Consider the following 24,129-nt stretch of genomic DNA (forward strand, 5'->3'; position numbering starts at 1 on the left):
CTGTCATGTCGCACGTATCTGATTTGATCAGCGAGGACATCCTCGCCTACCTGGGCCAGCACGAGCGCAAGGAAATGTTGCGCTTCCTGACCTGTGGCAACGTCGACGACGGCAAGAGCACCCTGATCGGGCGCCTGCTGCACGACTCCAAGATGATCTACGAAGATCACCTGGAAGCCATCACCCGCGATTCGAAGAAGTCCGGCACCACCGGTGACGACATCGACCTGGCCTTGCTGGTCGACGGCCTGCAGGCCGAGCGCGAGCAGGGCATCACCATCGATGTTGCCTACCGCTACTTCTCCACCGCCAAGCGCAAATTCATCATTGCCGACACCCCCGGCCATGAGCAGTACACCCGAAACATGGCCACCGGTGCCTCCACCTGTGACCTGGCGATCATCCTGATCGACGCCCGCTACGGCGTGCAGACCCAGACCCGTCGCCACAGCTTTATCGCCTCGTTGCTGGGGATCAAACACATCGTGGTGGCCGTCAACAAGATGGACATCAATGGCTTTGACCAAAGTGTGTTCGAGTCGATCAAGGCCGATTACCTGAAGTTTGCCGACGGTATCGCGTTCAAGCCGAGCACCCTGACATTCGTGCCGATGTCGGCGCTCAAGGGCGACAACGTGGTGAACAAGAGCGAGCGTTCGCCTTGGTACACCGGCCAGTCGCTGATGGAAATTCTCGAAACCGTCGAGATCGCCAACGACCGCAACTACACCGACCTGCGTTTCCCGGTGCAGTACGTCAACCGTCCGAACCTGAACTTCCGTGGTTTCGCCGGCACCCTGGCCAGCGGCATCGTGCACAAGGGCGACGAAATCGTGGTGCTGCCGTCGGGCAAGAGCAGCCGCGTGAAATCCATCGTCACCTTTGAAGGCGAGCTGGAAAACGCCGGCCCAGGCCAGGCCGTGACCCTGACCATGGAAGACGAGATCGACATCTCCCGTGGCGACTTGCTGGTACATGCCGACAACGTGCCGCAAGTGACCGACGCCTTCGACGCCATGCTGGTGTGGATGGCTGAAGAGCCGATGCTGCCGGGCAAGAAATACGACATCAAGCGCGCCACCAGCTACGTGCCGGGTTCCATCACCAGCATCGTGCATCGCGTCGATGTGAACACCCTGGAAGAAGGCCCGGCGAGCGCCTTGCAGTTGAACGAGATCGGCCGGGTCAAGGTCAGCCTCGACACGGTCATCGCCCTGGACGGTTACGCGAGCAACCGCACCACCGGTTCGTTTATCGTCATCGACCGCTTGACCAACGGCACCGTGGCAGCCGGCATGATCATCGCGCCGCCGGTGACTCACGGCAGCGCGGCGCAGCATGGCAAGTTGGCTCACGTGGCCACCGAAGAACGCGCCCAGCGCTTCGGCCAGCAACCGGCGACCGTGTTGTTCAGCGGCTTGTCGGGCGCCGGCAAAAGCACCCTGGCCTACGCGGTTGAACGCAAGCTGTTCGACATGGGCCGTGCAGTGTTTGTGCTGGATGGCCAGAACTTGCGCCATGACCTGAACAAGGGCCTGCCGCAGGACCGCGCCGGGCGTACCGAGAACTGGCGTCGTGCCGCGCATGTGGCGCGTCAGTTCAACGAAGCCGGCTTGCTGACCCTGGCGGCGTTCGTTGCCCCGGATGCCGAAGGGCGTGAACAGGCCAAGGCGTTGATCGGCGGTGATCGTTTGCTGACCGTCTACGTGCAGGCTTCGCCGCTGGTGTGTGCCGAGCGGGATCCGCAAGGCCTGTACGCGGCGGGCGGGGATAACATCCCGGGTGAGTCCTTCCCGTATGACGTGCCGTTGAATGCTGATCTTGTGATCGACACCCAGACGTTGTCGTTGGAAGACAGCGTCAAGCAAGTGCTGGACCTGCTACGCCAGCGCGGCGCGATCTAAGCGTCACGCGCACAAAAAAGCCCGCCACCGATCACTCGGTGGCGGGCTTTTTCATGCGAACCGTGATCTCTGTAGGAGCGAGCTTGCTCGCGAAAAACCTGAGTGCGCCGCGTTGAATCAGGATGCCAACGTCATCGTTAACGACCTTCGCGAGCAAGCTCGCTCCTACAGGTGTCAGGCAGGAAAGTCGCGGTGAAGCTGTTCCAGCAACACATCCTTCTCTTCCCACAACCGGTTGATCCAGCCCTGGAACGCCAACCGATACTCCCCATCCTGCTCATAATTCTTGCCGATAAACTCGGCCGGAATCTGCACCTCTTCAAACTGCACCACCACGTCCTTCACATTCCCGCACAGCAAATCCCAATAACCGGGGCGCCCACCAGGATAGTGAATGGTCACGTTCACCAGCGACTTTAGCTGTTCACCCATGGCATCCAGCACAAACGCGATACCACCGGCCTTCGGCTTGAGCAGATAACGAAACGGTGACTTCTGCTGTGCATGCTTGCCGGGGGTAAACCGCGTGCCTTCGGCAAAGTTGAAAATGCCCACCGGGTTGTGGCGAAACTTCGCGCAGGTCTTGCGGGTGGTTTCCAGGTCTTTGCCTTTCTTTTCCGGATGCTTTTCCAGGTACGCCTTGGTGTAGCGCTTCATGAACGGGAAGCCCAGTGTCCACCACGCCAGACCGATCACCGGGACCCAGATCAGCTCTTGCTTGAGGAAGAACTTCAGCGGGCGAATACGCCGGTTGAGCACGTATTGCAGCACCATGATATCGACCCAGCTCTGGTGGTTACTGGTCACCAGGTACGAGTGTTCATAGTCGAGGCCTTCCAGGCCCTTCAAGTGCCAGCGGGTGCGACATACCAGGTTCATCCAGGCCTTGTTGTTGCTGATCCAGGCCTCGTGGGTCTGGTTCATCAGCCATTCACTGAAGCGCTTGGCAAACGGCAACGCCTTGAACAGCGCCACGATAAACAGGAACGAGCACAGCAGGATCGTGTTCAACGCCAGCAACAGCGAGGCGATCACCCCACGCACGGCAGCAGGTAGAAAATCCAGCATTTAGACATCCATAGGTCGGTTGGCGGCTTGAATCGCGGTCAATGCGATGGTGTACACGATGTCGTCCACCTGCGCCCCACGGGGCAGGTCGTTCACCGGTTTGCGCAGGCCTTGCAGCATCGGCCCCAGGCTCACGCAATCGGCACTGCGCTGCACGGCCTTGTGGGTGGTGTTGCCGGTGTTGAGGTCAGGGAACACGAACACCGTGGCCTTGCCCGCTACCAGGCTGTTAGGCGCCAGTTGCCGGGCCACAGTTTCGTTGGCAGCGGCGTCGTATTGCAACGGGCCGTCGATCAGCAGTGAGCTTTGGGCTTCGTGGGCGAGCAGGGTGGCTTCGCGGACTTTCTCGACTTCTTCGCCCGTGGCGGAATCACCGCTGGAATAACTGATCATCGCCACCCGTGGCGTGATGCCGAACGCGGCGGCCGAGTCGGCGCTTTGCAGGGCGATTTCCGCCAGCTCGGCGGCGCTGGGGTGCGGGTTCATCACACAGTCGCCGTACACCAGCACTTGCTCCGGGAACAGCATGAAGAACACCGACGAGACCAGGGTGCAGCCCGGCGCGGTCTTGATCAACTGGAGGGCTGGGCGAATGGTGTTGGCGGTGGAGTGGATGACGCCGGAGACCAGGCCGTCGACTTCATCCAGGGCGAGCATCATGGTGGCGATCACCACCGTGTCTTCCAGTTGCTGCTCGGCCATCGGTGCGTTGAGGCTTTTGGTTTTGCGCAGGGCCACCATCGGCTCTACGTAGCGCTGGCGAATCAGGTCGGGGTCGAGAATCTCCAGGCCTTCGGGCAGCTCGATACCATGGGCGCGGGCCACCGCTTCCACGTCCGCCGGCTTGGCCAGCAGCACGCAGCGGGCAATCCCCCGTGCCTGGCAGATGGCCGCAGCCTGCACGGTCAGCGGCTCGCTGCCTTCCGGCAAAACGATACGCTTGTTGGCAGCCTGGGCGCGCTGGATCAGTTGATAACGGAATACGGCCGGCGACAGGCGCATCTCCCGCGGCGTGCCGCAGCGTTGATGCAGCCAGCGGGCGTCGAGGTGGCTGGCGACGAAATCGGTGATGATCTCCGCACGTTCGCGGTCATCAATCGGGATTTCCTTGTTCAGGCTGTTGAGCTGGTTGGCGGTGTCGTAAGAGCCGGTGCTCACCGACAGCACCGGCAGCCCGGCCTGGAACGCGCCCCGGCACAGGTCCATGATCCGTGGGTCGGGCAGGGTGTCGCTGGTCAGCAACAGTCCGGCCAGCGGCACGCCGTTGATGGCGGCCAGGCTGACGGCGAGGATGATGTCGTCGCGGTCGCCGGGCGTCACCACCAATACGCCGGGCTTGAGCAGCTCCACGGTGTTGCGCATGGTGCGGGCGCAGATGATGATTTTGGTCATGCGCCGGGTTTCGTAGTCACCGGCGTTGAGGATCTGCGCGCCCATCAGGTCGGCCACGTCGCGGGTGCGCGGGGCGTTGAGTTCCGGCTGGTACGGGATGCAGCCCAACAGGCGGAAATCGCCACTGCGCAACAACGGCGAATGCTCTTTGAGGCGCGCCGAGAATGCTTCCATGCTTTCGTCGGTGCGCACCTTGTTGAGGATCACGCCCAACACTTTTGGATCTTTCGGGCCGCCGAACAACTGGGCCTGCAATTCCACGCGGCCGGAGAGTTCGGTGAGCACTTCGTTTTCCGGGGCCGAGACCAGGATCACTTCGGCGTCCAGGCTCTTGGCCAGGTGCAGGTTCACCCGGGCCGCATAGCTGGCGCTGCGGGTCGGCACCATGCCTTCGACAATCAGCACGTCCTTGCCTACGGCAGCTTGTTGGTAAAGGGTGATGATTTCTTCCAGCAGTTCATCCAGCTGGCCGTCGCCGAGCATCCGCTCTACATGGGCCAGGCCCAAGGGCTGGGGCGGTTTCAGGCCGTGGGTACGGGCCACCAGTTCGGTGGAGCGCTCGGGGCCGGTGTCGCCGGGATGTGGCTGGGCAATCGGTTTGAAGAAGCCGACTTTCAGCCCGGCCCGTTCAAGGGTACGCACCAGCCCAAGGCTGATGGAGGTCAGACCCACACCAAAATCGGTGGGCGCGATAAAAAAAGTCTGCATGCGAATTCTCTGGAGGTGCATGGCTTCGGTGGCGGCCTATGGCTGGCTGCCTACCGGGAATCAGGTGCCAAGGTTATCTCTATCTGAGCCTTGCGCACACCAGCCGCACGTAAAGGGCTTGTCTATTTTTTCAAGGCGTTGCGCCGGGTCCGTGACCCAGGCGCGGGATTGCCAGGGTGGCTGGTGGCGCAGGTGCTGGGTGTGGCCGCAGGAAAGCTCGACGACCCAGTGCTGGTCTTCGTCCTGGTGAAATCCGACGACCGTCGGGTCAGTTGTTCGACCCCGTCCGTCCGGGTTGTGTTCGCTTTCGGGCAAATCCTTGTTTAGACTTGTCCGTTCTTCATTCTTCTGCAAAAGGTCTCGCCCCATGCCGATCGCCGCCAATAAGGCTGTCTCCATTGACTATACCCTGACCAACGACGCTGGTGAGGTCATCGACAGTTCTGCCGGCGGCGCGCCGCTGGTCTACCTGCAAGGTGCAGGTAACATCATCCCGGGCCTGGAAAAGGCTCTGGAAGGCAAAGAGGTCGGTGACGAACTGACCGTTGCCGTAGAACCTGAAGATGCCTACGGCGAATACGCTGCCGAACTGGTCAGCACCCTGAGCCGCAGCATGTTCGAAGGCGTTGACGAGCTGGAAGTGGGCATGCAGTTCCACGCTTCCGCTCCGGACGGCCAGATGCAGATCGTCACCATCCGCGACCTGGACGGCGACGACGTGACCGTCGACGGCAACCACCCGCTGGCGGGCCAGCGCCTGAACTTCCAGGTGAAGATCGTCGCTATCCGTGACGCTTCCCAGGAAGAAGTGGCCCACGGCCACGTGCACGGCGAAGGTGGTCACCACCATTAATTGATAGAGCGACGCTCTGTCAGTTGGAAAAAGGCGCCTTCGGGCGCCTTTTTCATTTGGCGGCTATTCTTGCCGACTTGGCGGCTGTAATCTCGAATGGCCGTTACAAAGAACATAGGATATCTGGAGTTCGTCATGAGTGCTTTCCACGACCTTAAACTCAAAGCCCTGGATGGTCAGGAGCTGCCTCTGGCGCCCTTCAAGGGGCAAGTCGTGCTGGTGGTCAACGTCGCCTCCAAATGTGGTTTGACACCACAGTACGCCGCGCTGGAAAACCTCTATCAGCAATACAAAAGCCAGGGTTTCACCGTACTCGGGTTGCCGTGCAATCAATTTGCCGGGCAGGAACCGGGTACTGAAGAAGAAATCCAGGAATTCTGCAGCCTCAACTACGGCGTGACCTTTCCCCTGGGCAGCAAGCTCGACGTGAATGGTCACGATCGCCACCAGCTGTATCGATTGCTGGCGGGCGAGGGCGCCGAATTTCCCGGGGACATTACCTGGAACTTCGAAAAATTCCTGCTGGGTAAAGACGGCCGGGTCCTGGCGCGTTTCTCACCGCGTACACCGCCGGATGATCCCACCATCGTGCAGGCAATCGAAAAAGCCTTGAGCTGAGCGCGCTTGTCCTGTGGTGGGGGGGCTTATCCTGTGGTGAGGGGGCTTGTCCTGTGGCGAGGGGGCTTGTCCCCCGTTGGAGTGCGAAGCGCTCCCGCTTTTTTTGGGGCCGCTACGCAGCCCAACGGGGGACAAGCCCCCTCGCCACAAAAGCCAATCGCCAAAGTTTTCCCGCTTTTACCCCTTAATCACCCCAATCAATAGTGCTATCCAGTACGCTGCTCACTCCATATTATCCACATCATAAATTCCTTTCTGATGGAGTGCTCCCATGCCTGTCCAAGCCTTGTTCAAACCGTTCCAGCTCGGCGCACTGCAACTGCCGACACGCGTGGTGATGGCGCCGATGACCCGTTCGTTCTCCCCGGGCGGCGTGCCTAACGCCAAAGTTATCGAGTACTACCGCCGCCGCGCCGCTGCCGGTGTCGGCCTGATCATCACCGAAGGCACCGTGGTCGGTCACCCGGCCTCCAACGGCTACCCGAACGTCCCGCATTTCTATGGTGAAGCCGCCCTGGCCGGCTGGAAGAAAGTGGTCGACGCCGTACATGCCGAAGGCGGCAGGATCGTTCCGCAACTGTGGCATGTAGGCAGCGTGCGGCGCATCGGCACCGAGCCGGATGCCAGCGTGCCAGCTTACGGCCCGACCGAAAAACTCAAGGACGGCAACGTCGTCGTCCACGGCATGACCGTGCAAGACATCAAGGACGTGATCGCCGCGTTCGCCCAAGCCGCCAAGGATGCCCAGAGCATCGGCATGGACGGCGTGGAAATCCACGGCGCACACGGTTACCTGGTGGACCAGTTCTTCTGGGAAGGCACCAACCTGCGCACCGACGAATACGGCGGCAGCCTGGCCAACCGTTCGCGCTTTGCCATCGAATTGATCCAGGCCATCCGCGCTGCCGTGGGCCCGGACTTCCCGATCATCTTGCGTTTTTCCCAGTGGAAGCAGCAGGACTACACTGCGCGTCTGGTGCAAACCCCGCAAGCGCTGGGTGAATTCCTCAAGCCGCTGTCTGAGGCCGGCGTGGATATTTTCCACTGCTCCACCCGCCGTTTCTGGGAGCCGGAATTCGAAGGCTCCGAACTGAACCTGGCTGGCTGGACCCGCAAGCTCACCGGCAAGCCGACCATCACTGTGGGCAGCGTCGGCCTGGATGGTGAGTTCCTGCAGTTCATGGTCAACACCGACAAGATTGCGCAACCGGCCAGCCTGGAAAACCTGCTGGAGCGCCTGAACAACGACGAGTTTGATCTGGTGGCGGTTGGCCGTGCGTTGCTGGTGGACCCGGATTGGGCGCTCAAAGTGCGCGAAGGGCGTGAGGGCGACATCTTGCCGTTTAGTCGTGAGGCGTTGACGACCCTTGTTTGAGCGCGATTCTGCGCTTTCACCAAGGTTTCTGACAGGAAGCCGGTTACCCGGCTCCCTGTGATTTTCAGGTCGTAAATGAGCCATCTACCCCCATAGTGGGGATGTCATGAGGTTTACGTAAAAGGGCGCCGGCCTGTGAGTGCGGACGGTTGGCGCTCGGAATAACTGTCATAGGCGGAATTCGCCTGGTGTGCAGGCATGAATCGCGATTGTGACGATTGCTCGTCGGCTTGAAGGCTGTGATTGCGCAACAGCGGTTGCTGGTTGTTTCTGCTGAGGTGAGCAGGGTATCCGCCGTTTTCAGGCCGTGGGCGTGCGGGATTTGCGCCGTAGTCGGGTTGCGGGCGTGCGGGATTTGCGCCGTAGTCGGGTTGCGGGCGTGCGGGATTTGCGCCGTAGTCGGGTTGCGGGCGTGCGGGATTTGCGCCGTAGTCGGGTTGCGGGCGTGCGGGATTTGCGCCGTAGTCGGGTTGCGGGCGTGCGGGATTTGCGCCGTAGTCGGGTTGCGGGCGTGCGGGATTTGCGCCGTAGTCGGGTTGCGGGCGTGCGGGATTTGCGCCGTAGTCGGGTTGCGGGCGTGCGGGATTTGCGCCGTAGTCGGGTTGCGGGCGTGCAGGATTTGCGCCGTAATCGGGCCGTGGGCGTGCGGGATTTTCGCCGTAATCGGGTTGCGGGCGTGCGGGATTCGCGCCGTAGTCGGGCCGTGGGCGTGCAGGATTCCCGCTGCCGGGTTGCGCAGGGCGAGCGGGTGAGCACTTGGAACGTCTGCCGCGATCATCCGGCGGTGCGGGTTGCCAGGCGTTTCCACTCGGTTGGGTATCCTGTCGGTCCCACCCTGACATTGGCTGTTTGCCGGAAGGCTGTTGCGCTTGCGTGGGGTTTTCAAAGCGAGTAACGCTGGCAGGGTTTGATACGTGATTCAGTATAAACATCGTTGATCTCTATATTGGGTTGTTGCTTATAGATTTTCCCCGCTTGTTTTGGGATTTTTCCCATGCCCAAGCTGGCGCCTCTTTGATAAGTAGGCGTCACTTGGGTGGGTAACCCGTAAGGTCGCGTTCCCGATATATTCAGTCATGAAACTGCGCTTTTCGGTGCGGCTGAGGCTTTTTTTCAGGGCAGGCCGCGTAACTCAGGGGATAGCAGAACGAGTTGGTAAAGTTGCTGACTTTCCTTGTCGTCTAATCATCGCGTCACAGGTGCAGGTGTAACGGGCAAGTGGGCCCCACACACACCTCGTAACTGAATCTCAAACTGTTCGACAATCGCTGGCCAACCTTGACGGCTGGCGTGTTGCCGGGCATTGAGCCGCACCCGCCGTAAACTCTCGCGCTCTTCCAACAGCCAGTTCGCGGCATCGCAAAACGCCTCCTCATCCCCCGGCATTGCCAGCACGCCACTGTAGCCATGGCGAATATGCTGGGTCGCGGCCGCCTGGTCGTACGCCACTACACCCAACCCTGACGCCATGGCTTCCAGCACCACGTTGCCGAAGGTTTCAGTCAGGCTGGGGAACAGGAACACATCCCCGGATGCGTAATGCCTGGCCAACTCTTCACCGCGCAGGGTGCCGCAGAAAATCGCCTCCGGCAGTTCCTTTTCCAGCATCGCCCGTTGTGGGCCGTCACCGACGATGATCAGTTTCATCTGGCGCAGTGGGTAGGTGTCCTGCAGCGTTTCAAAGCAGCGCTTGAGCAACCCGAGGTTTTTTTCCTGGGCCAGGCGGCCCACATGCAACACCGCAGTTTGCTCACTGGTCAGTGCCCAACTTTCACGCAGCGCATTATCGCGTTTGGCCGGATGAAACAGCTGGCTGTCGACACCTCGCGCAAGCATGCCCAGGCGCTCGAAGTGGCGCCGCTCGAGCTCCATGCGTTGGCTGGCGCTGGGCACCAGGGTCAGGGTCGAACGGTTATGGAACCAGCGCAGATAGTGGGTCAACGCCCGGCTCAACATGCCCAGGCCGTACTGGTTGGAATACTGCTGGAAGTTGGTGTGGAAGCCACTCACCACGCTGATCCCCAAGCGCCGCGCCGCCCTGAGTGCGGACAAACCCAACGGCCCTTCGGTGGCGATGTACAGCACATCCGGGCGCTGGCGGGTCCAGCGCCGCAACAACTTGTGCATCGACGACTGGCCCCATTGCAGCCCCGGATAACCCGGCAACGGCCAACCCCGGCAAAGCATCAGGCCGTCGTCGCTGGGCCGGCTCTGGTCGCTGCCCTGGCGCGGGCGAACCAGTTCGACTTGATGCCCGCGCGCGCGCAAACCGTCACACAGGCGGCCAAGGGTATTGGCCACCCCGTTGATCTCGGGCGGGAAGGTTTCGGTAATCAGGGTGATGTGGAGCGAAGCTGTCGTCATGACCCACAGTGTCGGTGTGGGCCATGTCGTCATTGTGTCTTTTGGATGATGGATTTGTGACGGCTCAGGCCTTTTTAACGGCCATCGCCTCGGCGCCTTGCTCACGCACCCAGAACAACGTCGCCCCGGCCACCGCCGCCGGCATCATCAGCAGGTTCACCACCGGCACCAGCAGCACCAGGTAAACGATGCCGCCAAAACTCATGCTCTGCCAGCGCTTCTGGCGCAGCCAGGCGAGCATTTCGTTCCAGCCCAGCTTGTGGTTGTCCGCCGGGTAGTCGATGTACTGGATCGCCATCATCCACACGCCGAACAGCAGCCACAGCGGCGCGGCCACCAGGTTGACCACCGGGATGAACGACAGGATAAACAGGCCGATGGCCCGTGGCAGGAAGTAGCCCAGTTTGCGCATTTCCCGGGCCAGGGTACGCGGGACCATGGCCGCCAGTTCGGCCCAGCTGAATGCCGGGAAGTCATCGGTGCCGCGCACCACCACTTCGACTTTTTCCGACAGAAAGCCGTTGAACGGCGCGGCGATGATATTGGCGAGCATGGTGAAGGTGAAAAACACCATCAGCACCACCAGCACCACGAATAAAGGCCACAGCAGATAATTGAGAAAGCTCAGCCAACTCGGCAGCGTCGGCATCAGCGTGTCGACCCACAGGCTGAACTGATGGCCGGCGAAGTAGATCAATCCGACGAACAGGATCAGGTTGATCGCCAGTGGCAGCAGCACAAACAGGCGCAAGCCAGGGCTGAGTACCAGTTTGAGGCCTTCGCGCAGGTACTGTGGGCCTGAAAGAACGGGGGCGGGCATGGATAACTCCGGGCAATGGGGGCGAACGCGCCGACCTTACCGGCTTTGGGAGTACCGGGAAAGCACGGCCCGCGTCGCGACATTAACGGTAACAAAGGTGTCGATTAATAGAGGGCACGGGATAGAGACCACCTATGAGCTGGATTGTTATTCCGTATTTCCTTAATCTTGCCTCCCTCTATACGCTGCACCCATTATTTTCAGGATCTGCGAGTTCAAGCCTTCCCCAAGTGCTTCGCGTTCCTTTTTTATTCCAGCCGTTCTGTAGTCCGGGCGGTCGATAGGAGTGAGTCATGTCTGATACCCGTCATTCGCGAGTGATTATTCTCGGTTCCGGCCCTGCCGGTTACAGCGCTGCCGTCTACGCTGCCCGCGCCAACCTCAAGCCGCTGCTGATCACCGGCATGCAAGCGGGCGGTCAGTTGACCACCACCACCGAAGTCGACAACTGGCCAGGCGACGTTCACGGCCTGACCGGCCCGGTGCTGATGGAACGCATGAAAGAACACGCCGAGCGTTTCGAAACCGAAATCGTGTTTGATCACATCAACGCGGTCGACTTCTCGAAAAAGCCATACAGCCTGACCGGCGACAGCGGTGTGTACACCTGTGACGCGCTGATCATCGCCACCGGCGCCAGCGCTCGTTACCTGGGCCTGCCGTCGGAAGAAGCGTTCATGGGCAAGGGCGTTTCAGCCTGCGCGACCTGCGACGGTTTCTTCTACCGCAACAAGCCAGTGGCTGTGGTCGGTGGCGGCAACACCGCGGTGGAAGAGGCGCTGTACCTGGCCAACATCGCCAGCACCGTGACCCTGGTTCACCGCCGCGAGACCTTCCGCGCCGAGAAGATCCTGATCGACAAGCTGCATGCCCGCGTTGCCGAAGGCAAGATCATCCTCAAGCTCAACGCCACCCTGGATGAAGTCCTGGGTGACAACATGGGCGTGACCGGTGCTCGCCTGAAGAACAACGACGGCAGCTTCGACGAACTGAAGGTCGACGGCGTGTTCATCGCCATCGGCCACACCCCGAACACCTCGTTGTTCGAAGGCGTGCTGGATGCAAAAGACGGTTACCTGATCGTGCAGGGCGGCCGTGAAGGCAACGCGACGGCCACCAACATCGAAGGTATCTTCGCTGCCGGTGACGTGGCTGACCACGTCTACCGCCAGGCGATCACCTCCGCCGGCGCTGGCTGCATGGCGGCACTGGATGCCGAGCGTTACCTCGACGGTTTGAAAGACGCTGCGTTCTAAACCGCTGAAACAAAAAAACCGGCTGCGAGGCCGGTTTTTTTACGTCTGCGATTTATGCAACACCGCAGCTCAAATGTGGGAGCGGGCTTGCTCGCGAATGCAGAGTGTCAGGCAATACATCGGGTGACTGATACACCGCATTCGCGAGCAAGCCCGCTCCCACATTTTGATCTATGCCTGACTCAGGATTTGCGGGTCAGTGGCTGTGCGGCAAACTTCACACCCGCCAACCCATGCTCGATCAGCGCACGAATGTTGCCGTGGTCACTGCCTTCAGGCGTGGCCAGCACGGAACGGTAATGCTCGCCAAACGCCAACAGCGCTTCCTGGTCGCTAAAGCCTTCCAGCAGTGCCAGGCCCAGGGTCTTGCACGATCCTTCGTTCTGCCCGGCGGCGTTTTCCACGCTGGCGTTGGTGAAGGGTTGTGGCTGGTAGTCGTAACCGGCGGCAACAAAAGCCAGGGTGTCGGCGAAAGCGTGTTCGCCGCTGTTGAGGCTGGCGCGCAGGGTGTTCAGGTCAGTCATGGGTTTTTCCTTTGGCGAATGCCGCTTGCTGTTCGGCACTGGCTTCTTGCTGGTATTGGGCTTTCCACTCGGCGTACGGCATGCCGTACACCACTTCACGGGCGTCATCGAGGCTCAGCTCAATCTGGCGCTCGTCGGCCTCGGCCTTGTACCACTTGGACAAGCAGTTGCGGCAGAAGCCCGAGAGGTTCATCAGGTCGATGTTCTGCACATCCTTGCGGCTGTCCAGGTGGGCTACCAGTCGGCGAAAGGCGGCGGCTTCGAGTTCGAGGCGTTGTTGATCGTTCATGGTACTCACTGCAAAGGTAAGGGTTAGCGACTGGCCGCCAGGGTGATCGACACCGATTCGGCAAAACGCAACGCATGGGGCTTGTCGACTTCGACTTCGGCGTACAGCACCGACGTATTGCTCATCACCAGGTCGAGGATCTCCTGGGTCAGGCGCTCCAGCAGGGCGAAGCGGTTGCCTTCCACATGGGCGATGATCGCCTTGGTGATGGTGCGGTAGTTCAGCGCGTGGTCGATGTCGTTGTCGCGTACGGCTTCCTGGGCGGCATACAGGATGGTCAGGTTGATCAACACATCCTGCTTGTTGAGGATTTCATCCTCGTTGATCCCGATAAACGTGCGCAGGCACAGGTCTTTGACCCGGATGCGCGCCATGCCTGGCTGAAGTTGTGGCATTGCTACTTGCTCCGTCCAATCAGTTGCAGGAACTCCATGCGCGTGGTGTTCGACTCGCGGAACGCGCCGAGCATCACCGAGGTGTTCATGGTTGAATTCTGTTTTTCCACGCCGCGCATCATCATGCACATGTGCTTGGCTTCGATCACTACCGCCACACCTGCTGCTTGAGTGACTTCCTGGATAGCGTCGGCGATTTCCCGCGTGAGATTCTCCTGGATCTGCAGGCGCCGGGCGAACATGTCGACGATCCGCGCCAGCTTCGACAGGCCGAGGACCTTGCCGGTCGGAATATAGGCCACATGGGCCTTGCCGATAAAGGGCAGCAGGTGATGCTCGCACAGCGAATACAGCTCGATGTCCTTGAGGATCACCATCTCGTCGTTGTCGGAGGCGAACAGCGCACCGTTGACGATTTCCTCCAGGTTCTGCTCGTAACCATGACACAGGTACTGCATGGCCTTGGCGGCCCGCTTCGGCGTGTCGAGCAAACCTTCGCGCTCCGGGTCTTCGCCCAGGCCCTTGAGGATCTCGCGGTAATGGTGGGGCAGGGACAAAGTCATACAACATCCTCGCAAACGGCTTACTTGATATGCCGCCCGCCGTTGACGGTCAGGGTGGTACCGGTGACATACGGGTTATCCAGCAGGTAACGCACGCTCTGGTAAATCACCTCGGGGCCGGGTTCGATACCCAGTGCCGCTTTGGCCAGGACCTTGGCGCGGTAGGCCGCGTCGTCGCCCTCGTTGAACATCACCATCGCCGGGGCAATGCCGTTCACCTTGATTGTCGGTGCAAGTTGCGCGGCAAACGACAAGGTCAGGCTGTCGAGCCCGGCCTTGGTGGCGCAGTAGGCAATGTGCTGGCGGCTGCCCTTGCGGATCACGTCATCGCTGATGTGCACGATATCCGCAGGCGTGGAGCTTTGCAGCAGGTAAGCACAATGCAGGTTGATCAGGTACGGCGCAAGCATGTGCACGCTGAACATGTCGGTAAAGGCGCGGCTCTCGTCCCCGGGCGTTTCCGCCTCCCAGGCCGACGCATTATGGATGATCGCGCGCAGGCTCTGGGTGTGCGTCTTCAGCTCGTCGATGAAGGCGAGAATACCTGCCTCGCAGGAAAAGTCGGCAAACACGCCAATCGCACCCCGCTCGCGCAGGGTCTGCACGCCGGGACGTTCGCTGCGGTAACTGAAAATCACCGGCTGCCCTTCGTCCAGCAGGCGCAGGGCGCAATGCAGGCCGACACGTTGGCCGGCACCGGTGATCAGGATCGGGGCGGGAGTTGAAGACATGGGAAGCTCGAGTCGCTGGCAGGCTAAAACTATACCAGCGCGCGGCCTCCCTTGTACTCAAGCAGCGGCTTCGGTGGCCTTTACCCGGGCCGGAGCCGGATGCAGCCAGTTGGCCAGCAGGTGGGTCGACAACGGAATAAAGAAGTAAACCATCAGCGGCGTCAGCGCGAGGGTGCTGACCAGCACACGGCTCAACAAACCCAGCTCGCTGAGCAGCGGCTCAAGGCCGAAGTTGAACAGCAGCGACACCGGGAAAAACGCCAGCCAGATGGCCACGGCCTGCTTCCAGCGTGGCGGTCGTGCGGCGGCGGCGCCAAACCAGCCGTCGATACCGCGTACACGATGCTCCGAGGGCGCAGCAAAAAGCTCACTGCCACGACCGAGCCATGCACCACGAGACGCGGAAAACTCCCAGGCATGCAGGGTCTTTTCGTCGGCGAAGCGGAAAATAATCTGGAATTCATCATCGTTGGGCGGCGGGGCAAGCACGCCGGAGCCCAGGTAACCGGGAAAGTCCGTGGCCAATTGCTCGCCTTCGCGCAGCCAGGCCATCAACTCTTCATAACGACCCTTGGCCACGCGGCGCGCAACCATCAGGGTGACGGGGGAGGTAGACATTGTGTATCTCCATAAGGATCAGGTGCGCTTGGCCGGGTAGGTGGCGCACGAACGAAGCTGCGGGGTAAGCAGCCACGTTGAAAAAACAGGCAAGGATTATTCCTGTTTTGAAAAAATACACCAGCGGCATTGGTCGGCTGGCCGAAGACCTTGAAACGGACAGCTGTATGGGCGTTAAATGGGATCCAAATTCCTCACGGTGTTTTTAGTGCGCTGATGTCTGTAATGACTGCTCCATCCCCTGATATGACGCTTGGCAACCCCGCCGATTCCGACGAGTTGTTCCCGATTCGTGAAGTGGCAAGATTGACAGGCATCAACCCCGTCACCCTACGTGCCTGGGAACGTCGGTATGGGCTGATTCAGCCGGTTCGCACCGAAAGCGGGCACCGCCTGTATTCGCGCACCGATATCGACACTGTTCATCGTATTCTTGACTGGATCGAACGCGGTGTGGCGGTGAGCAAGGTGGGGAAAATCCTCGCCCGGGATGATCAGCAAGTCGAAGTTGCAGCCGTCGCACCCGCCGGTGCGGAACATGAATGGAGCCAATGGCAGCAACAGTTGCGAACGGCCGTCGGTGCCTTCGACGATCGGCAACTGGACCGGTTGTATGGCCAAATTTTCGCAGCCTACCCGGTGAGCGTGGTTTTCCAGGACATCCTGATGCCGCTCTGGCAGCAGTTATTGCGTCACCAGGGACTTTTTGGCCAGACCAGCGAATGGCTGTTTTTTGATGGGTTCCTGCGCAGCCGCACCTGGAAACGCCTGCAAACCGGCTGCGCCTCTGCGGCGCCGCGGGTGCTGCTGGCGGCCATCGCGGGAGAATGTCGGGAGCTGGAATTGCTCGTCGCAGGCCTGCTGATGAGCGGTGACGAATTAGCGGTCAAGGTCTTGGCCGTGGGCCAGCCGATGGATGAATTGACACTCGTCTGTGAAAAAACCAAGCCCCAAGCCCTTGTGGTGTTCTCCAATCACTCGCCCACCAGTGAGTTGCCCCGGCGCCTCGAGCGGCTTGCCCTGACCATCGACTGCCCGCTTTTGTTAGCCGGTGATGCGGCGGAATTGGCTCAGGAGCAACTGAAGGGGTCGCCGGTCGGATGCTTGGGCAATGAAGGGCGATTGATGCAGCGCCGCCTGCAGCAGTTTCTGCGCGGCGGCCTGGATACCTGAATTCAGGCGTGGACTTCGGGGTGGAACAAGCGATGTTGCTGCAGGATAAACTGGCGCAGGCGCTCGGTTTCATCCGCATCACTCTGGCTTAGGCGATAGGCGAACAACCCTCGGGCATTTTCCCGCTCCAGCGTGCCGCGTACCGAGATACGCTCATACCCGGACGGGCTGAACCACAGGGAAAAGGTTTTAGGCGCCTTGACCCGCCCGCGAATTTCCACCAGCAACCCTTTGAACGACACCTCATGCACCCACAGCGCACTCGGCTGCCCCTTGATATTTTCCAGCGGTACCGGCTCTTCAAGTGCCAGGCGCCACGGGCGAATCATCGGGCCGTCTTCGAAAATACTCGGCACACCCAGGCGCAAATGCACGGCATGAAACTCGTCTTCCACTAATTGCAGCGGAAAGGTCATTTGCTGGTTATCGAATTGTGCCTGGAGGGTGACATGGTCGTGAGCCGCCAAGCGGGTGAGCAAATCACGAATCTGCGCACCGCCATTGACCGTCAGGCTCGACGACGCATCCCGCACGTTCAGTTGCGGGTTGTGGTGCATGGTCTGAATAAAATCCAGCTCGTCCTGCGTCAAAAGCGCGTCGCGTTGCATTGATCTTGCTCAAGGAAAAGGTATTAAAACGCCATTATCTCTTTAAAGACCGCGTTTTCTAGTTTTTGTTAGATCCGCTCGTCGCCTTGAGTGCCTCAAGCTCCGCCCTGAGGTCCGCCAACTGGGCTTCCAATTGCGCGACACGCTGCTGGGCCTTGACCTGAGCGGTCACATCTTTCTGCACGCCGACAACGTAGGTCTGCTTGTCGGCCGGGTTGTAAACCGTCGATAACGACAGCTCATTCCAGAAGTGGGTGCCATCCTTACGGTAATTGCGCAGGATTTCCCGGCAGGGCTCACCGCTCTCCAAAGCTTCGCGAATCGCCATAAGCCCTGGCTGGTCACGGTCTCCCGATTGCATGAAGCGGCAATCCTGATAGAGGATTTCGTCGAGGGTGTAGCCGGTCATGCGCTCGAACGCCGGGTTTACGTAAATCAGTGGCATATCCTTGCCTTCGCGCTCGGCAATTACGATGCCGTCGTTGGAGGCGTTGATCACCAGTTGCATCAGCTTGGCGTTAATCATTGAGCGGTCCATGGCTTGTCTTCGGAATTCGCAGTTTAAGACATGCTGGCAGCCTTTCCACTGGCCCCAGCTGTTAATATCCCAGGCTTTTAGTCAGTTACAGGATCAGATTGATGAAAGTCGCCATCCTTTCCGGCTCGGTGTACGGCACGGCTGAAGAAGTCGCCCGTCACGCTGCAAGCATTCTCAACGCTGCCGGTTTCGACGCCTGGCACAACCCGCGTGCCACCTTGGCTGACGTGCAGGGCTTCGCGCCCGAGGCTTTTTTGGCGGTGACTTCCACCACCGGCATGGGCGAGTTGCCCGACAACCTGCAGCCGCTGTACTCGACCATCCGCGACCAATTGCCCGCTGCCTGGCGTGGCCTGCCGGGCGCGGTGATCGGCCTGGGCGACGCCAGCTATGGCGACACCTTCTGCGGCGGTGGCGAGCAAATGCGCGAGCTGTTTGCAGAGTTGGGCGTGCATGAAGTACTGCCGATGCTGCGCCTGGACGCCAGCGAAAGCGTGACCCCGGAAGCCGACGCCGAGCCATGGCTGGCGGAACTGGTCACTGCACTGCGCGGTTGACCGGGAATTCTCGCAACAATGCCAGCCAGGCCTGGGCGGCTTTCGACAGATAGGCGCCCTCACGCCAGATAAAGGCAATGTCCCAGCGCAGGTATTCCGGCGCCTTGAGCGTCAGACGTACCACCCCGGGCCGCACCAGGCCCCGGGCTACCACGCTGGGCAACAACACCACGCCTTGGCCGGCGGCCACCAATGCGGCGAGAAAATCCGCCTGGCCACTGCGCCCGCTTTCCTTCGGGGTAAAGCCCAGTTGCTGACAGGCCTGCAACAGGCGGTCGTTCAATACAAAACTACGTTGGTACATCAGGAAAGGCGTGTCAGCCAATTCCTCCAGGCGGATTTGCGCGTTATCGGCCAGCGGGTGATCCATGGGCAGCAGGGCGTCCAGCGGCTCATCACAAAATGCCTGCCAGGCGAACGCCGGGTCGCTGGGCATCAAGCTACCGCCCACCTCCAGTTCTCCACTCAAGATTGCCTGCTCGATATTGCGGCTGCCGCCTTCCAGCAGTTGAATCGTGACGTTCGGATAGCGCCGGCGGTATTCGGCAAACAACCCGGCAAACAGCGTGTCGCCACCCAACTGCGGCAAGCCCATACGCAGTTCGCCACGGGTCAGTTGATTCAAGTCATCCAGCTCGCTGAGCAACTCGGCTTGCTGGCGCAGCATCGCCTCTGCCCGCTGTAACACCACTTGCCCGGCCGCCGTCAGGCGAATCTGCGAACCCAGGCGATCCAGCAGCGGTGTGCCCAGGCTTTGCTCCAATTGCGCGACCTGCTTGCTGACAGCGGACTGGCTGATGTGCAGGGTTTTGCCGGCTTGGGTAAAACCGCCGCGGTGGATCACTTCGACAAAGCTGCGCAGCTGTTTAAATTCCATCGACCTGATTCCAGTTTGGAATAGATTGCAGTCTAACAATTCGCTGTGGGGATGACAGGCGCCTCTTTAAAATAGAAGCCCTGCGAGGACCCAAAGCTCATGAAACGTTTAACTTTCAAACTCGTCGGTCGGTTGCTGGTTGAACTGATCGTCCTGCTGGCCATTTACTTTCTGGGCTGCGAATTGGCCGCCTGGCTCAACTGGCCCATTCCTGGCGGTGTGGTCGGCCTGGGCCTGTTGCTGCTGACCTTCGCCACCGGCCTGGTAAAACCGGCGGCCCTGCAATTGGGTGCCGGTGTGCTGATGGCGGAGATGCTGCTGTTCTTTATTCCTGCGTTGATGAGCCTTCTGGACTACGGCGGCCTGGTAAAGCACGACGGCTGGCGGATCATGCTGGTGATCGGCTTCAGCACCTTGTCAGTGATGTTGGTGACCGCGTTTACCGTGGAATTCGTTTGCCGTTGGAAGTTGCGCCATGAAGCTTGAGCTGATGCCGATGTTCTGGCTGGCGCTAACCCTCGGCGCCTACGCCTTCAGCCGCTGGATCTACCTGCGCACCGGGCGTTACCTGCTGTCGCCGCTGATCCTGGTGCCCGCGCTGTTGTTGGCGGTGGCCGTGCCGATGAAGACTGCCTATGCCGAATACTCCACCGACACCCACTGGCTGATGCTGGTGCTGGGCCCGGTCACCGTGGCATTCGCCATTCCGATCTGGCAGCAGCGCCAGTTGCTGATGCGCCACTGGTCAGCGTTGTTGCTGGGGATGGTGGCGGGCAGCGCGGCGTCCATCGCCACTTCGTATGGCCTGGCCAAAGCCTTGGCGCTCGACAGCTCGGTGACGATGTCGTTGGTGCCCCGTTCGATCACCACGCCGTTCGCCATGCCGGTGTCTTCCGACCTGGGCGGAGTGCCGGAACTGACGGCCGTATTCGTGATGTTCACCGGTGTGTTTGGCGCCATGCTCGGCGGCGTGTTGCTCAAGTGGCTGCCGCTGCGCACACCGTTGGCTCGTGGCGCATTGTTTGGCGTGGGCGCTCACGGCGCAGGTGTCAGCCGGGCCCATGAAGTGGGTGGCGAGGAAGGCTCGGTGGCGGGTCTGGTGATGGTGCTGACCGGATTGCTCAACCTGTTTGCCGCGCCTTTATTGGCGTCGCTTCTCTGACGCAATTTGAGCGAGTTGCAACTATCCTCATGACTGACCCGCTCGGTCATCAAGGTGGCTGCCAATGCAACTACGGCAGCCTCGGCGTCTGACTAGACTGGCCCTTCTGCCTGGATTGCCCCTTCACTCAAAAAAATAATAAAGCGCGCCAAGGAGGTCATTGCCGTGAGCCTAGCCACTGTTCAATCGACACACAGCGTAAAAGATCAGGTCAGCGCTGCCGAATGGCAGACCCGCGTTGACCTCGCCGCGTGCTATCGCCTGGTAGCGATGCACGGTTGGGACGACCTGATTTTCACCCATATCTCAGCCAAGGTGCCGGGCACCGAAGACTTCCTGATCAACCCTTATGGGCTGATGTTCCACGAGATCACCGCATCGAGCCTGGTGAAGGTCGACCAGGCCGGCAACAAGCTGATGGACAGTCCCTACGAGGTCAACCCGGCGGGCTACACCATCCACAGCGCGGTTCACGAAGTTCGCCACGACGTGGTCTGCGTGCTGCACACCCACACCGCTTCCGGCATTGCTGTTTCCGCGCAGAAGCAGGGCGTATTGCCCATCAGCCAGCAGTCCTTGTTTGTGCTGTCCAGCCTGGCCTATCACGCCTACGAAGGGGTGGCGCTGAACCACGAAGAAAAGGCCCGCTTGCAGGCCGACCTTGGCGAAAATAATTTCCTGATGCTGCACAACCACGGCTTGCTGACTTGCGGTGGCAGCATCGCCGATACCTTCCTGATGATGTTCATCTTTCAGCGCACCTGCGATATCCAGGTGATGGCGCAGAACGGTGGTGCGGAATTGATCACGATTGCACCACCGATATTGGCCGGTGCCCGGGCGATGATCGCCGGGGTTACCAAAAGCGCCCAAGGCATGGGCGGCGCGCTGGCATGGCCGGCGCTGCTGCGCAAACTCGACGCACTCGACCCCGGGTATAAAAGCTGATGCCACTCGCCGAGATTCCGCTGCGTATCTGGCGCCAGCGCGCCCAGAGCTTCGAGTTTCGCGGCCGCACCATTCGTTATTGGGTGGCGGGGCAGGGCGAGCCTTTGCTGCTGATCCATGGGTTCCCCACGGCCAGTTGGGATTGGCATTACCTCTGGCAGCCGTTGGCCCATCGCTATCAAGTGATTGCGTGCGACATGCTGGGGTTTGGCGATTCGGCCAAGCCGTTGGATCACACCTATTGCCTGCTGGAGCAGGCGGATTTGCAGCAGGCGTTGCTGGAGCATCTTTGGGTGCAGCAGCCGGTGCATGTGTTGGCCCATGATTACGGTGACAGTGTGGCGCAGGAGCTGTTGGCGCGGCATTACGAAGGGCGGTTTCAGATGGCCAGTGGTGTGTTTCTCAACGGTGGGTTGTTTCCGGAGACGCATCGTCCGGCGTTGGTTCAGAAGCTGTTGCTGAGCCCGTTGGGGTGGATGATCGGGCGGGCGTTTGGGCGTAACGCGCTGGCCAACAGTTTCGGGCAGATTTTTGGGCCTTCGACCCGGCCCAGTGAAAGTGCGTTGGATGATTTCTGGAGCTTGATCGAGAGCCAGGATGGGCCGCGGATTTTGCACAAGTTGATTGCGTATATTCCTCAGCGTAGGCAGCAGCGGGATCGATGGGTGGAAGCGATGCAGCGGGGGGAGGTGCCGTTGCGGGTGATTGATGGGGAGGTTGATCCGATTTCTGGGGGGCATATGGTTCAGCGCTATCGTGAACTGGTGCCGCATGCGGATGCGGTGTTGCTGGCGAATATTGGGCACTATCCGCAGATTGAGGCGCCGGTGCAGGTGTTGAAGCATTATCTGGCGTTTCGGGAGGGGCTTGGGGTGGGGGCTTCTCGGGTGGCTTATTCTTGAGGTTTTGATGGGGGGCATATCCGTTATTTAGGTAACGGCCTCCTATGGTTCCGCTCTTACAGCGGGTCACTTTTGAAAAGCGCAAAAGTAACCAAAACGCTCTGCCCCGCCTGTCGGCGCCTCGCTGTGGCTCGGCGTTCCCTCACTCCGGCATTGCTCCGCGGGCCGCCGCGACGGGCCATCCATGGCCCGGCGCGGCTAAACCGGCGTCCTGCCGGTTTACCCGCTCCTCAATGCCTGCGTTCGGCCTCGGGCTGAATGGGGCAGTCAGATCAAGATCAAAAGCAAAAGCACAGCGGCCTACCGGCCGGCTTGAGTGTTAAAAGCAAAGGCAAGATCCAGAGCGAAAGCAGAGCTGCTTTTCTGTGGGAGCGGGCTTGCTCGCGAAAAACCTGAGACCGCCGCGTTCATTCAGAATGCCCGCGTCATCGTTAACGACCTTCGCGAGCAAGCCCGCTCCCACATTTGGACCGTGCCCGCTTTAGCTTCTGATTTTGCTGTTGCTGTTGCTTCACCACACTCAAGCCGGCCGGTAGGCCGCTGTGCCCTTGATCTGCTTTTGATCTTGATCTTAGGCGCCCCGTTAAACCACGCTGGCCGAACGCAGGCTTTGGAGCGTGGGTAACCCGGCAGGACGCCGGGTTAGCCGCGCTGGGCCAAGGATGGCCCATCGCGGCGGCCCACGCTCCAAAGCCGGAGTGCGGGCACACCGAGCCTAGGCGAGGTGCCGAGTGGTGGGGCAAGAGCGTTTTGCTTACTTTTGCGCTGTTCAAAAGTGAGCCGCTGTAAGAGCGGAACCAATATCAGCCATCACCCAAATAACGGATATTCACCCCCAAAGCCTACCGCTCAATCGACCGACTCCACCGCGCATTCCACTCGGGCCGCGCCTGGTTCACCTGATCCCAATCAATCGAAATCGCCGTCTGCAAATAGCTGTTCATCGCCTCCACCCGAGCCCGAGTCTTATCCGTGGTCGGCGTAGTAGGATTCGAAGGAATCTGATCCCCCAACTCCAAAGCCGGCGCCTGCGCCTCTGCAGTCAACAAAAACTGCGCCAGTTTCTGCGCCAACTCCGGCTGGTCATTACGCGCAATCACACACTCCGCTACGTTCAACACCACCGCCCCTTCCTTGGGCTGCGCATACTCCATCGGCACACCCAACAACTGCTGCGTGGTCACCTGCGTCGGCGTCAGCGGAAAGATCGCCGCCTCATCCGTCTGCACCATCTCGGAAATCTTCGCCGAGCTGGCGATGTACTCCAGCACATTCGGCCCAACCGTCTTCGGCCACGCCTTGAACCCCGGCTCCACGTTGGTCTCGCTACCCCCCTGAATCCGGTTGAACATCAGGAAACCATGCAACCCAAATGTGGAGGAGGCCAGGGACTGAAACACCACCTTGTCCTTGAACCGTGGATCCGCCAGGTCCATCCACGACGTCGGCGCCGCCCAGCCCTTTTCCTTGAACATCTTGGCGTTGTAACCCAACCCGGTCACCCCGAGCGTCACCGCAACCGCTTCTTCCTTGATCTTCGCCTTGGCCGGAATCTGATCCAGGGTCGGGTTGGGCGTGAGCTTCTCGCACAACCCCATGGAGATGGCGCGGTACATGATGCCGTCGTCGAGGAACATCACGTGCATCTGCGGGTTGTCTTTGTTGGCCTGCACCTTGGCCAGGATGTCCGACGAGGTGCCTGGCACGATCACCACCTTGACGTTGTTGGCTTTCTCGAATGCAGGCAGCACCTTGTCGGCGTAGACCCGTTCCATGGTCCCGCCGTTCATGCCCAGGTACAGCGTCGGTGCGGCATGGGCCGCCGTGCTCAACAGGGCGAGGGACAGGCAAGACAGCGCAGTACGTTTGATCATGTGCATAAATCT

27 protein-coding genes are annotated in these 24,129 nt (G+C 60.3%); 11 read left to right on the forward strand and 16 right to left on the reverse strand.

Annotated features, from left to right (window positions below):
* The first annotated feature begins 5 nt into the window (after positions 1-5).
* Entirely contained in the window at positions 6-1,904 is a 1,899-nt protein-coding gene (cysN, locus tag HBJ59_RS28085; protein ID WP_167665430.1) for a sulfate adenylyltransferase subunit CysN, read from the forward strand.
* 174 nt (positions 1,905-2,078) lie between these two features.
* On the opposite strand, the gene HBJ59_RS28090 is transcribed toward cysN, so the two are convergent.
* From HBJ59_RS28090 to HBJ59_RS28100, 3 genes are read right to left on the reverse strand one after another with little or no spacing between them, the layout of a single operon-like run.
* Positions 2,079-2,972: an acyltransferase gene (locus tag HBJ59_RS28090; RefSeq protein ID WP_167665431.1), complete on the reverse strand. Its 894-nt coding sequence runs from the start codon at positions 2,970-2,972 to the stop codon at positions 2,079-2,081.
* Positions 2,973-5,072, reverse strand: a complete 2,100-nt coding sequence (gene pta / locus HBJ59_RS28095) for a phosphate acetyltransferase (RefSeq protein ID WP_017476010.1) — start codon at positions 5,070-5,072, stop codon at positions 2,973-2,975.
* Between the two features lie 60 nt (positions 5,073-5,132).
* Positions 5,133-5,471: a DUF3565 domain-containing protein gene (locus tag HBJ59_RS28100; protein ID WP_167665432.1), complete on the reverse strand. Its 339-nt coding sequence runs from the start codon at positions 5,469-5,471 to the stop codon at positions 5,133-5,135.
* On the opposite strand from HBJ59_RS28100, the gene HBJ59_RS28105 reads away from it, so the two are divergent.
* The 3 genes from HBJ59_RS28105 to HBJ59_RS28115 all read left to right on the forward strand — a co-directional run bounded on the left by HBJ59_RS28105 (position 5,440) and on the right by HBJ59_RS28115 (position 7,918).
* A complete protein-coding gene (locus HBJ59_RS28105; RefSeq protein ID WP_003208457.1) occupies positions 5,440-5,925 on the forward strand; it encodes a peptidylprolyl isomerase in 486 nt (161 codons plus the stop codon). The two genes, HBJ59_RS28100 and HBJ59_RS28105, sit on opposite strands and share 32 nt — an antisense overlap.
* Before the next feature lie 135 nt (positions 5,926-6,060).
* Complete coding sequence (locus HBJ59_RS28110) at positions 6,061-6,543, forward strand: glutathione peroxidase (protein ID WP_076014991.1); 483 nt, start codon at positions 6,061-6,063, stop codon at positions 6,541-6,543.
* Between the two features lie 271 nt (positions 6,544-6,814).
* Positions 6,815-7,918 carry an NADH:flavin oxidoreductase gene (locus HBJ59_RS28115; protein ID WP_167665433.1) on the forward strand — a complete coding sequence of 368 codons (1,104 nt, stop codon included), beginning with the start codon at positions 6,815-6,817 and terminating at the stop codon, positions 7,916-7,918.
* Between the two features lie 64 nt (positions 7,919-7,982).
* On the opposite strand, the gene HBJ59_RS28120 is transcribed toward HBJ59_RS28115, so the two are convergent.
* The 3 genes from HBJ59_RS28120 to cysZ all read right to left on the reverse strand — a co-directional run bounded on the left by HBJ59_RS28120 (position 7,983) and on the right by cysZ (position 11,102).
* Complete coding sequence (locus tag HBJ59_RS28120) at positions 7,983-8,726, reverse strand: hypothetical protein (protein WP_167665434.1); 744 nt, start codon at positions 8,724-8,726, stop codon at positions 7,983-7,985.
* Between the two features lie 377 nt (positions 8,727-9,103).
* Positions 9,104-10,282 (reverse strand): glycosyltransferase family 1 protein, encoded by a 1,179-nt coding sequence (locus HBJ59_RS28125; RefSeq protein ID WP_076014994.1) that lies wholly within the window; start codon positions 10,280-10,282, stop codon positions 9,104-9,106.
* 64 nt (positions 10,283-10,346) lie between these two features.
* The gene (gene cysZ / locus HBJ59_RS28130; RefSeq protein ID WP_076014995.1) at positions 10,347-11,102 is read right to left on the reverse strand and encodes a sulfate transporter CysZ; all 756 of its coding nucleotides are present in this window, start codon (positions 11,100-11,102) and stop codon (positions 10,347-10,349) included.
* A gap of 293 nt (positions 11,103-11,395) precedes the next feature.
* Between cysZ and trxB the strand changes: the two genes are divergently transcribed.
* Positions 11,396-12,358 (forward strand): thioredoxin-disulfide reductase, encoded by a 963-nt coding sequence (trxB, locus tag HBJ59_RS28135; RefSeq protein ID WP_063033099.1) that lies wholly within the window; start codon positions 11,396-11,398, stop codon positions 12,356-12,358.
* Positions 12,359-12,540: 182 nt separating this feature from the next.
* On the opposite strand, the gene HBJ59_RS28140 is transcribed toward trxB, so the two are convergent.
* The 6 genes from HBJ59_RS28140 to HBJ59_RS28165 are packed head-to-tail and all read right to left on the reverse strand — an operon-like array spanning position 12,541 to position 15,478.
* Positions 12,541-12,882 (reverse strand): HopJ type III effector protein, encoded by a 342-nt coding sequence (locus HBJ59_RS28140; RefSeq protein WP_167665435.1) that lies wholly within the window; start codon positions 12,880-12,882, stop codon positions 12,541-12,543.
* Positions 12,875-13,171 (reverse strand): DUF1244 domain-containing protein, encoded by a 297-nt coding sequence (locus tag HBJ59_RS28145; RefSeq protein WP_008432302.1) that lies wholly within the window; start codon positions 13,169-13,171, stop codon positions 12,875-12,877. Before HBJ59_RS28145 ends, HBJ59_RS28140 begins: the two co-directional genes overlap by 8 nt.
* Before the next feature lie 23 nt (positions 13,172-13,194).
* A complete protein-coding gene (gene folX, locus HBJ59_RS28150; RefSeq protein WP_003208474.1) occupies positions 13,195-13,566 on the reverse strand; it encodes a dihydroneopterin triphosphate 2'-epimerase in 372 nt (123 codons plus the stop codon).
* A gap of 2 nt (positions 13,567-13,568) precedes the next feature.
* Positions 13,569-14,129, reverse strand: coding sequence for a GTP cyclohydrolase I FolE (gene folE / locus HBJ59_RS28155; protein ID WP_076014997.1), 561 nt, complete (start codon positions 14,127-14,129; stop codon positions 13,569-13,571).
* Positions 14,130-14,149: 20 nt separating this feature from the next.
* Positions 14,150-14,860 carry a dihydromonapterin reductase gene (gene folM / locus HBJ59_RS28160; RefSeq protein WP_167665436.1) on the reverse strand — a complete coding sequence of 237 codons (711 nt, stop codon included), beginning with the start codon at positions 14,858-14,860 and terminating at the stop codon, positions 14,150-14,152.
* A 57-nt stretch (positions 14,861-14,917) separates the two neighbouring features.
* On the reverse strand, positions 14,918-15,478 hold the full coding sequence (locus HBJ59_RS28165; protein WP_167665437.1) for an antibiotic biosynthesis monooxygenase: 561 nt from the start codon (positions 15,476-15,478) through the stop codon (positions 14,918-14,920).
* A 216-nt stretch (positions 15,479-15,694) separates the two neighbouring features.
* Here HBJ59_RS28165 and HBJ59_RS28170 point away from each other — a divergent pair, with 216 nt between their 5' ends.
* The gene (locus HBJ59_RS28170) at positions 15,695-16,651 is read left to right on the forward strand and encodes a MerR family transcriptional regulator (protein WP_372241510.1); all 957 of its coding nucleotides are present in this window, start codon (positions 15,695-15,697) and stop codon (positions 16,649-16,651) included.
* Between the two features lie 2 nt (positions 16,652-16,653).
* Here HBJ59_RS28170 and HBJ59_RS28175 read toward each other — a convergent pair whose 3' ends face one another.
* Both HBJ59_RS28175 and HBJ59_RS28180 read right to left on the reverse strand, forming a co-directional pair.
* Positions 16,654-17,259, reverse strand: coding sequence for a hypothetical protein (locus HBJ59_RS28175; RefSeq protein WP_076015001.1), 606 nt, complete (start codon positions 17,257-17,259; stop codon positions 16,654-16,656).
* A gap of 58 nt (positions 17,260-17,317) precedes the next feature.
* The gene (locus HBJ59_RS28180; RefSeq protein WP_076015002.1) at positions 17,318-17,785 is read right to left on the reverse strand and encodes a PAS domain S-box protein; all 468 of its coding nucleotides are present in this window, start codon (positions 17,783-17,785) and stop codon (positions 17,318-17,320) included.
* 113 nt (positions 17,786-17,898) lie between these two features.
* Between HBJ59_RS28180 and HBJ59_RS28185 the strand changes: the two genes are divergently transcribed.
* A complete protein-coding gene (locus tag HBJ59_RS28185; RefSeq protein WP_003208486.1) occupies positions 17,899-18,354 on the forward strand; it encodes a flavodoxin in 456 nt (151 codons plus the stop codon).
* On the opposite strand, the gene HBJ59_RS28190 is transcribed toward HBJ59_RS28185, so the two are convergent.
* Positions 18,335-19,231 (reverse strand): LysR substrate-binding domain-containing protein, encoded by an 897-nt coding sequence (locus tag HBJ59_RS28190; protein WP_076015003.1) that lies wholly within the window; start codon positions 19,229-19,231, stop codon positions 18,335-18,337. The two genes, HBJ59_RS28185 and HBJ59_RS28190, sit on opposite strands and share 20 nt — an antisense overlap.
* A gap of 99 nt (positions 19,232-19,330) precedes the next feature.
* Between HBJ59_RS28190 and HBJ59_RS28195 the strand changes: the two genes are divergently transcribed.
* The 4 genes from HBJ59_RS28195 (at position 19,331) to HBJ59_RS28210 (ending at position 22,243) form a co-directional block, all read left to right on the forward strand.
* Positions 19,331-19,717: a CidA/LrgA family protein gene (locus HBJ59_RS28195; protein ID WP_167665438.1), complete on the forward strand. Its 387-nt coding sequence runs from the start codon at positions 19,331-19,333 to the stop codon at positions 19,715-19,717.
* Positions 19,707-20,393: an LrgB family protein gene (locus tag HBJ59_RS28200; protein WP_167665439.1), complete on the forward strand. Its 687-nt coding sequence runs from the start codon at positions 19,707-19,709 to the stop codon at positions 20,391-20,393. Before HBJ59_RS28195 ends, HBJ59_RS28200 begins: the two co-directional genes overlap by 11 nt.
* 165 nt (positions 20,394-20,558) lie before the next feature.
* Positions 20,559-21,341 (forward strand): class II aldolase/adducin family protein, encoded by a 783-nt coding sequence (locus HBJ59_RS28205; RefSeq protein ID WP_167665440.1) that lies wholly within the window; start codon positions 20,559-20,561, stop codon positions 21,339-21,341.
* Entirely contained in the window at positions 21,341-22,243 is a 903-nt protein-coding gene (locus HBJ59_RS28210; protein ID WP_167665441.1) for an alpha/beta fold hydrolase, read from the forward strand. The genes HBJ59_RS28205 and HBJ59_RS28210 overlap by 1 nt, the downstream gene beginning before the upstream one ends.
* An 842-nt stretch (positions 22,244-23,085) precedes the next feature.
* Here HBJ59_RS28210 and HBJ59_RS28215 read toward each other — a convergent pair.
* Positions 23,086-24,117 carry an ABC transporter substrate-binding protein gene (locus tag HBJ59_RS28215; protein ID WP_167665442.1) on the reverse strand — a complete coding sequence of 344 codons (1,032 nt, stop codon included), beginning with the start codon at positions 24,115-24,117 and terminating at the stop codon, positions 23,086-23,088.
* Between the last annotated feature and the right edge of the window lie 12 nt (positions 24,118-24,129).

This window comes from Pseudomonas sp. AN3A02 (assembly GCF_011765255.1).
Classification (GTDB): domain Bacteria; phylum Pseudomonadota; class Gammaproteobacteria; order Pseudomonadales; family Pseudomonadaceae; genus Aquipseudomonas.

What these genes read in the sequence shown, in the direction of transcription:
- cysN (WP_167665430.1), top strand. Translation starts at nt 6, where the DNA reads ATGTCGCACGTATCTGATTTGATCAGCGAGGACATCCTCGCCTACCTG.
- HBJ59_RS28090 (WP_167665431.1), bottom strand. Translation starts at nt 2,972, where the DNA reads ATGCTGGATTTTCTACCTGCTGCCGTGCGTGGGGTGATCGCCTCGCTG.
- pta (WP_017476010.1), bottom strand. Translation starts at nt 5,072, where the DNA reads ATGCAGACTTTTTTTATCGCGCCCACCGATTTTGGTGTGGGTCTGACC.
- HBJ59_RS28105 (WP_003208457.1), top strand. Translation starts at nt 5,440, where the DNA reads ATGCCGATCGCCGCCAATAAGGCTGTCTCCATTGACTATACCCTGACC.
- HBJ59_RS28100 (WP_167665432.1), bottom strand. Translation starts at nt 5,471, where the DNA reads ATGGAGACAGCCTTATTGGCGGCGATCGGCATGGGGCGAGACCTTTTG.
- HBJ59_RS28110 (WP_076014991.1), top strand. Translation starts at nt 6,061, where the DNA reads ATGAGTGCTTTCCACGACCTTAAACTCAAAGCCCTGGATGGTCAGGAG.
- HBJ59_RS28115 (WP_167665433.1), top strand. Translation starts at nt 6,815, where the DNA reads ATGCCTGTCCAAGCCTTGTTCAAACCGTTCCAGCTCGGCGCACTGCAA.
- HBJ59_RS28125 (WP_076014994.1), bottom strand. Translation starts at nt 10,282, where the DNA reads ATGACGACAGCTTCGCTCCACATCACCCTGATTACCGAAACCTTCCCG.
- cysZ (WP_076014995.1), bottom strand. Translation starts at nt 11,102, where the DNA reads ATGCCCGCCCCCGTTCTTTCAGGCCCACAGTACCTGCGCGAAGGCCTC.
- trxB (WP_063033099.1), top strand. Translation starts at nt 11,396, where the DNA reads ATGTCTGATACCCGTCATTCGCGAGTGATTATTCTCGGTTCCGGCCCT.
- HBJ59_RS28140 (WP_167665435.1), bottom strand. Translation starts at nt 12,882, where the DNA reads ATGACTGACCTGAACACCCTGCGCGCCAGCCTCAACAGCGGCGAACAC.
- HBJ59_RS28145 (WP_008432302.1), bottom strand. Translation starts at nt 13,171, where the DNA reads ATGAACGATCAACAACGCCTCGAACTCGAAGCCGCCGCCTTTCGCCGA.
- folX (WP_003208474.1), bottom strand. Translation starts at nt 13,566, where the DNA reads ATGCCACAACTTCAGCCAGGCATGGCGCGCATCCGGGTCAAAGACCTG.
- folE (WP_076014997.1), bottom strand. Translation starts at nt 14,129, where the DNA reads ATGACTTTGTCCCTGCCCCACCATTACCGCGAGATCCTCAAGGGCCTG.
- folM (WP_167665436.1), bottom strand. Translation starts at nt 14,860, where the DNA reads ATGTCTTCAACTCCCGCCCCGATCCTGATCACCGGTGCCGGCCAACGT.
- HBJ59_RS28165 (WP_167665437.1), bottom strand. Translation starts at nt 15,478, where the DNA reads ATGTCTACCTCCCCCGTCACCCTGATGGTTGCGCGCCGCGTGGCCAAG.
- HBJ59_RS28170 (WP_372241510.1), top strand. Translation starts at nt 15,695, where the DNA reads ATGTCTGTAATGACTGCTCCATCCCCTGATATGACGCTTGGCAACCCC.
- HBJ59_RS28175 (WP_076015001.1), bottom strand. Translation starts at nt 17,259, where the DNA reads ATGCAACGCGACGCGCTTTTGACGCAGGACGAGCTGGATTTTATTCAG.
- HBJ59_RS28180 (WP_076015002.1), bottom strand. Translation starts at nt 17,785, where the DNA reads ATGATTAACGCCAAGCTGATGCAACTGGTGATCAACGCCTCCAACGAC.
- HBJ59_RS28185 (WP_003208486.1), top strand. Translation starts at nt 17,899, where the DNA reads ATGAAAGTCGCCATCCTTTCCGGCTCGGTGTACGGCACGGCTGAAGAA.
- HBJ59_RS28190 (WP_076015003.1), bottom strand. Translation starts at nt 19,231, where the DNA reads ATGGAATTTAAACAGCTGCGCAGCTTTGTCGAAGTGATCCACCGCGGC.
- HBJ59_RS28195 (WP_167665438.1), top strand. Translation starts at nt 19,331, where the DNA reads ATGAAACGTTTAACTTTCAAACTCGTCGGTCGGTTGCTGGTTGAACTG.
- HBJ59_RS28200 (WP_167665439.1), top strand. Translation starts at nt 19,707, where the DNA reads ATGAAGCTTGAGCTGATGCCGATGTTCTGGCTGGCGCTAACCCTCGGC.
- HBJ59_RS28210 (WP_167665441.1), top strand. Translation starts at nt 21,341, where the DNA reads ATGCCACTCGCCGAGATTCCGCTGCGTATCTGGCGCCAGCGCGCCCAG.
- HBJ59_RS28215 (WP_167665442.1), bottom strand. Translation starts at nt 24,117, where the DNA reads ATGATCAAACGTACTGCGCTGTCTTGCCTGTCCCTCGCCCTGTTGAGC.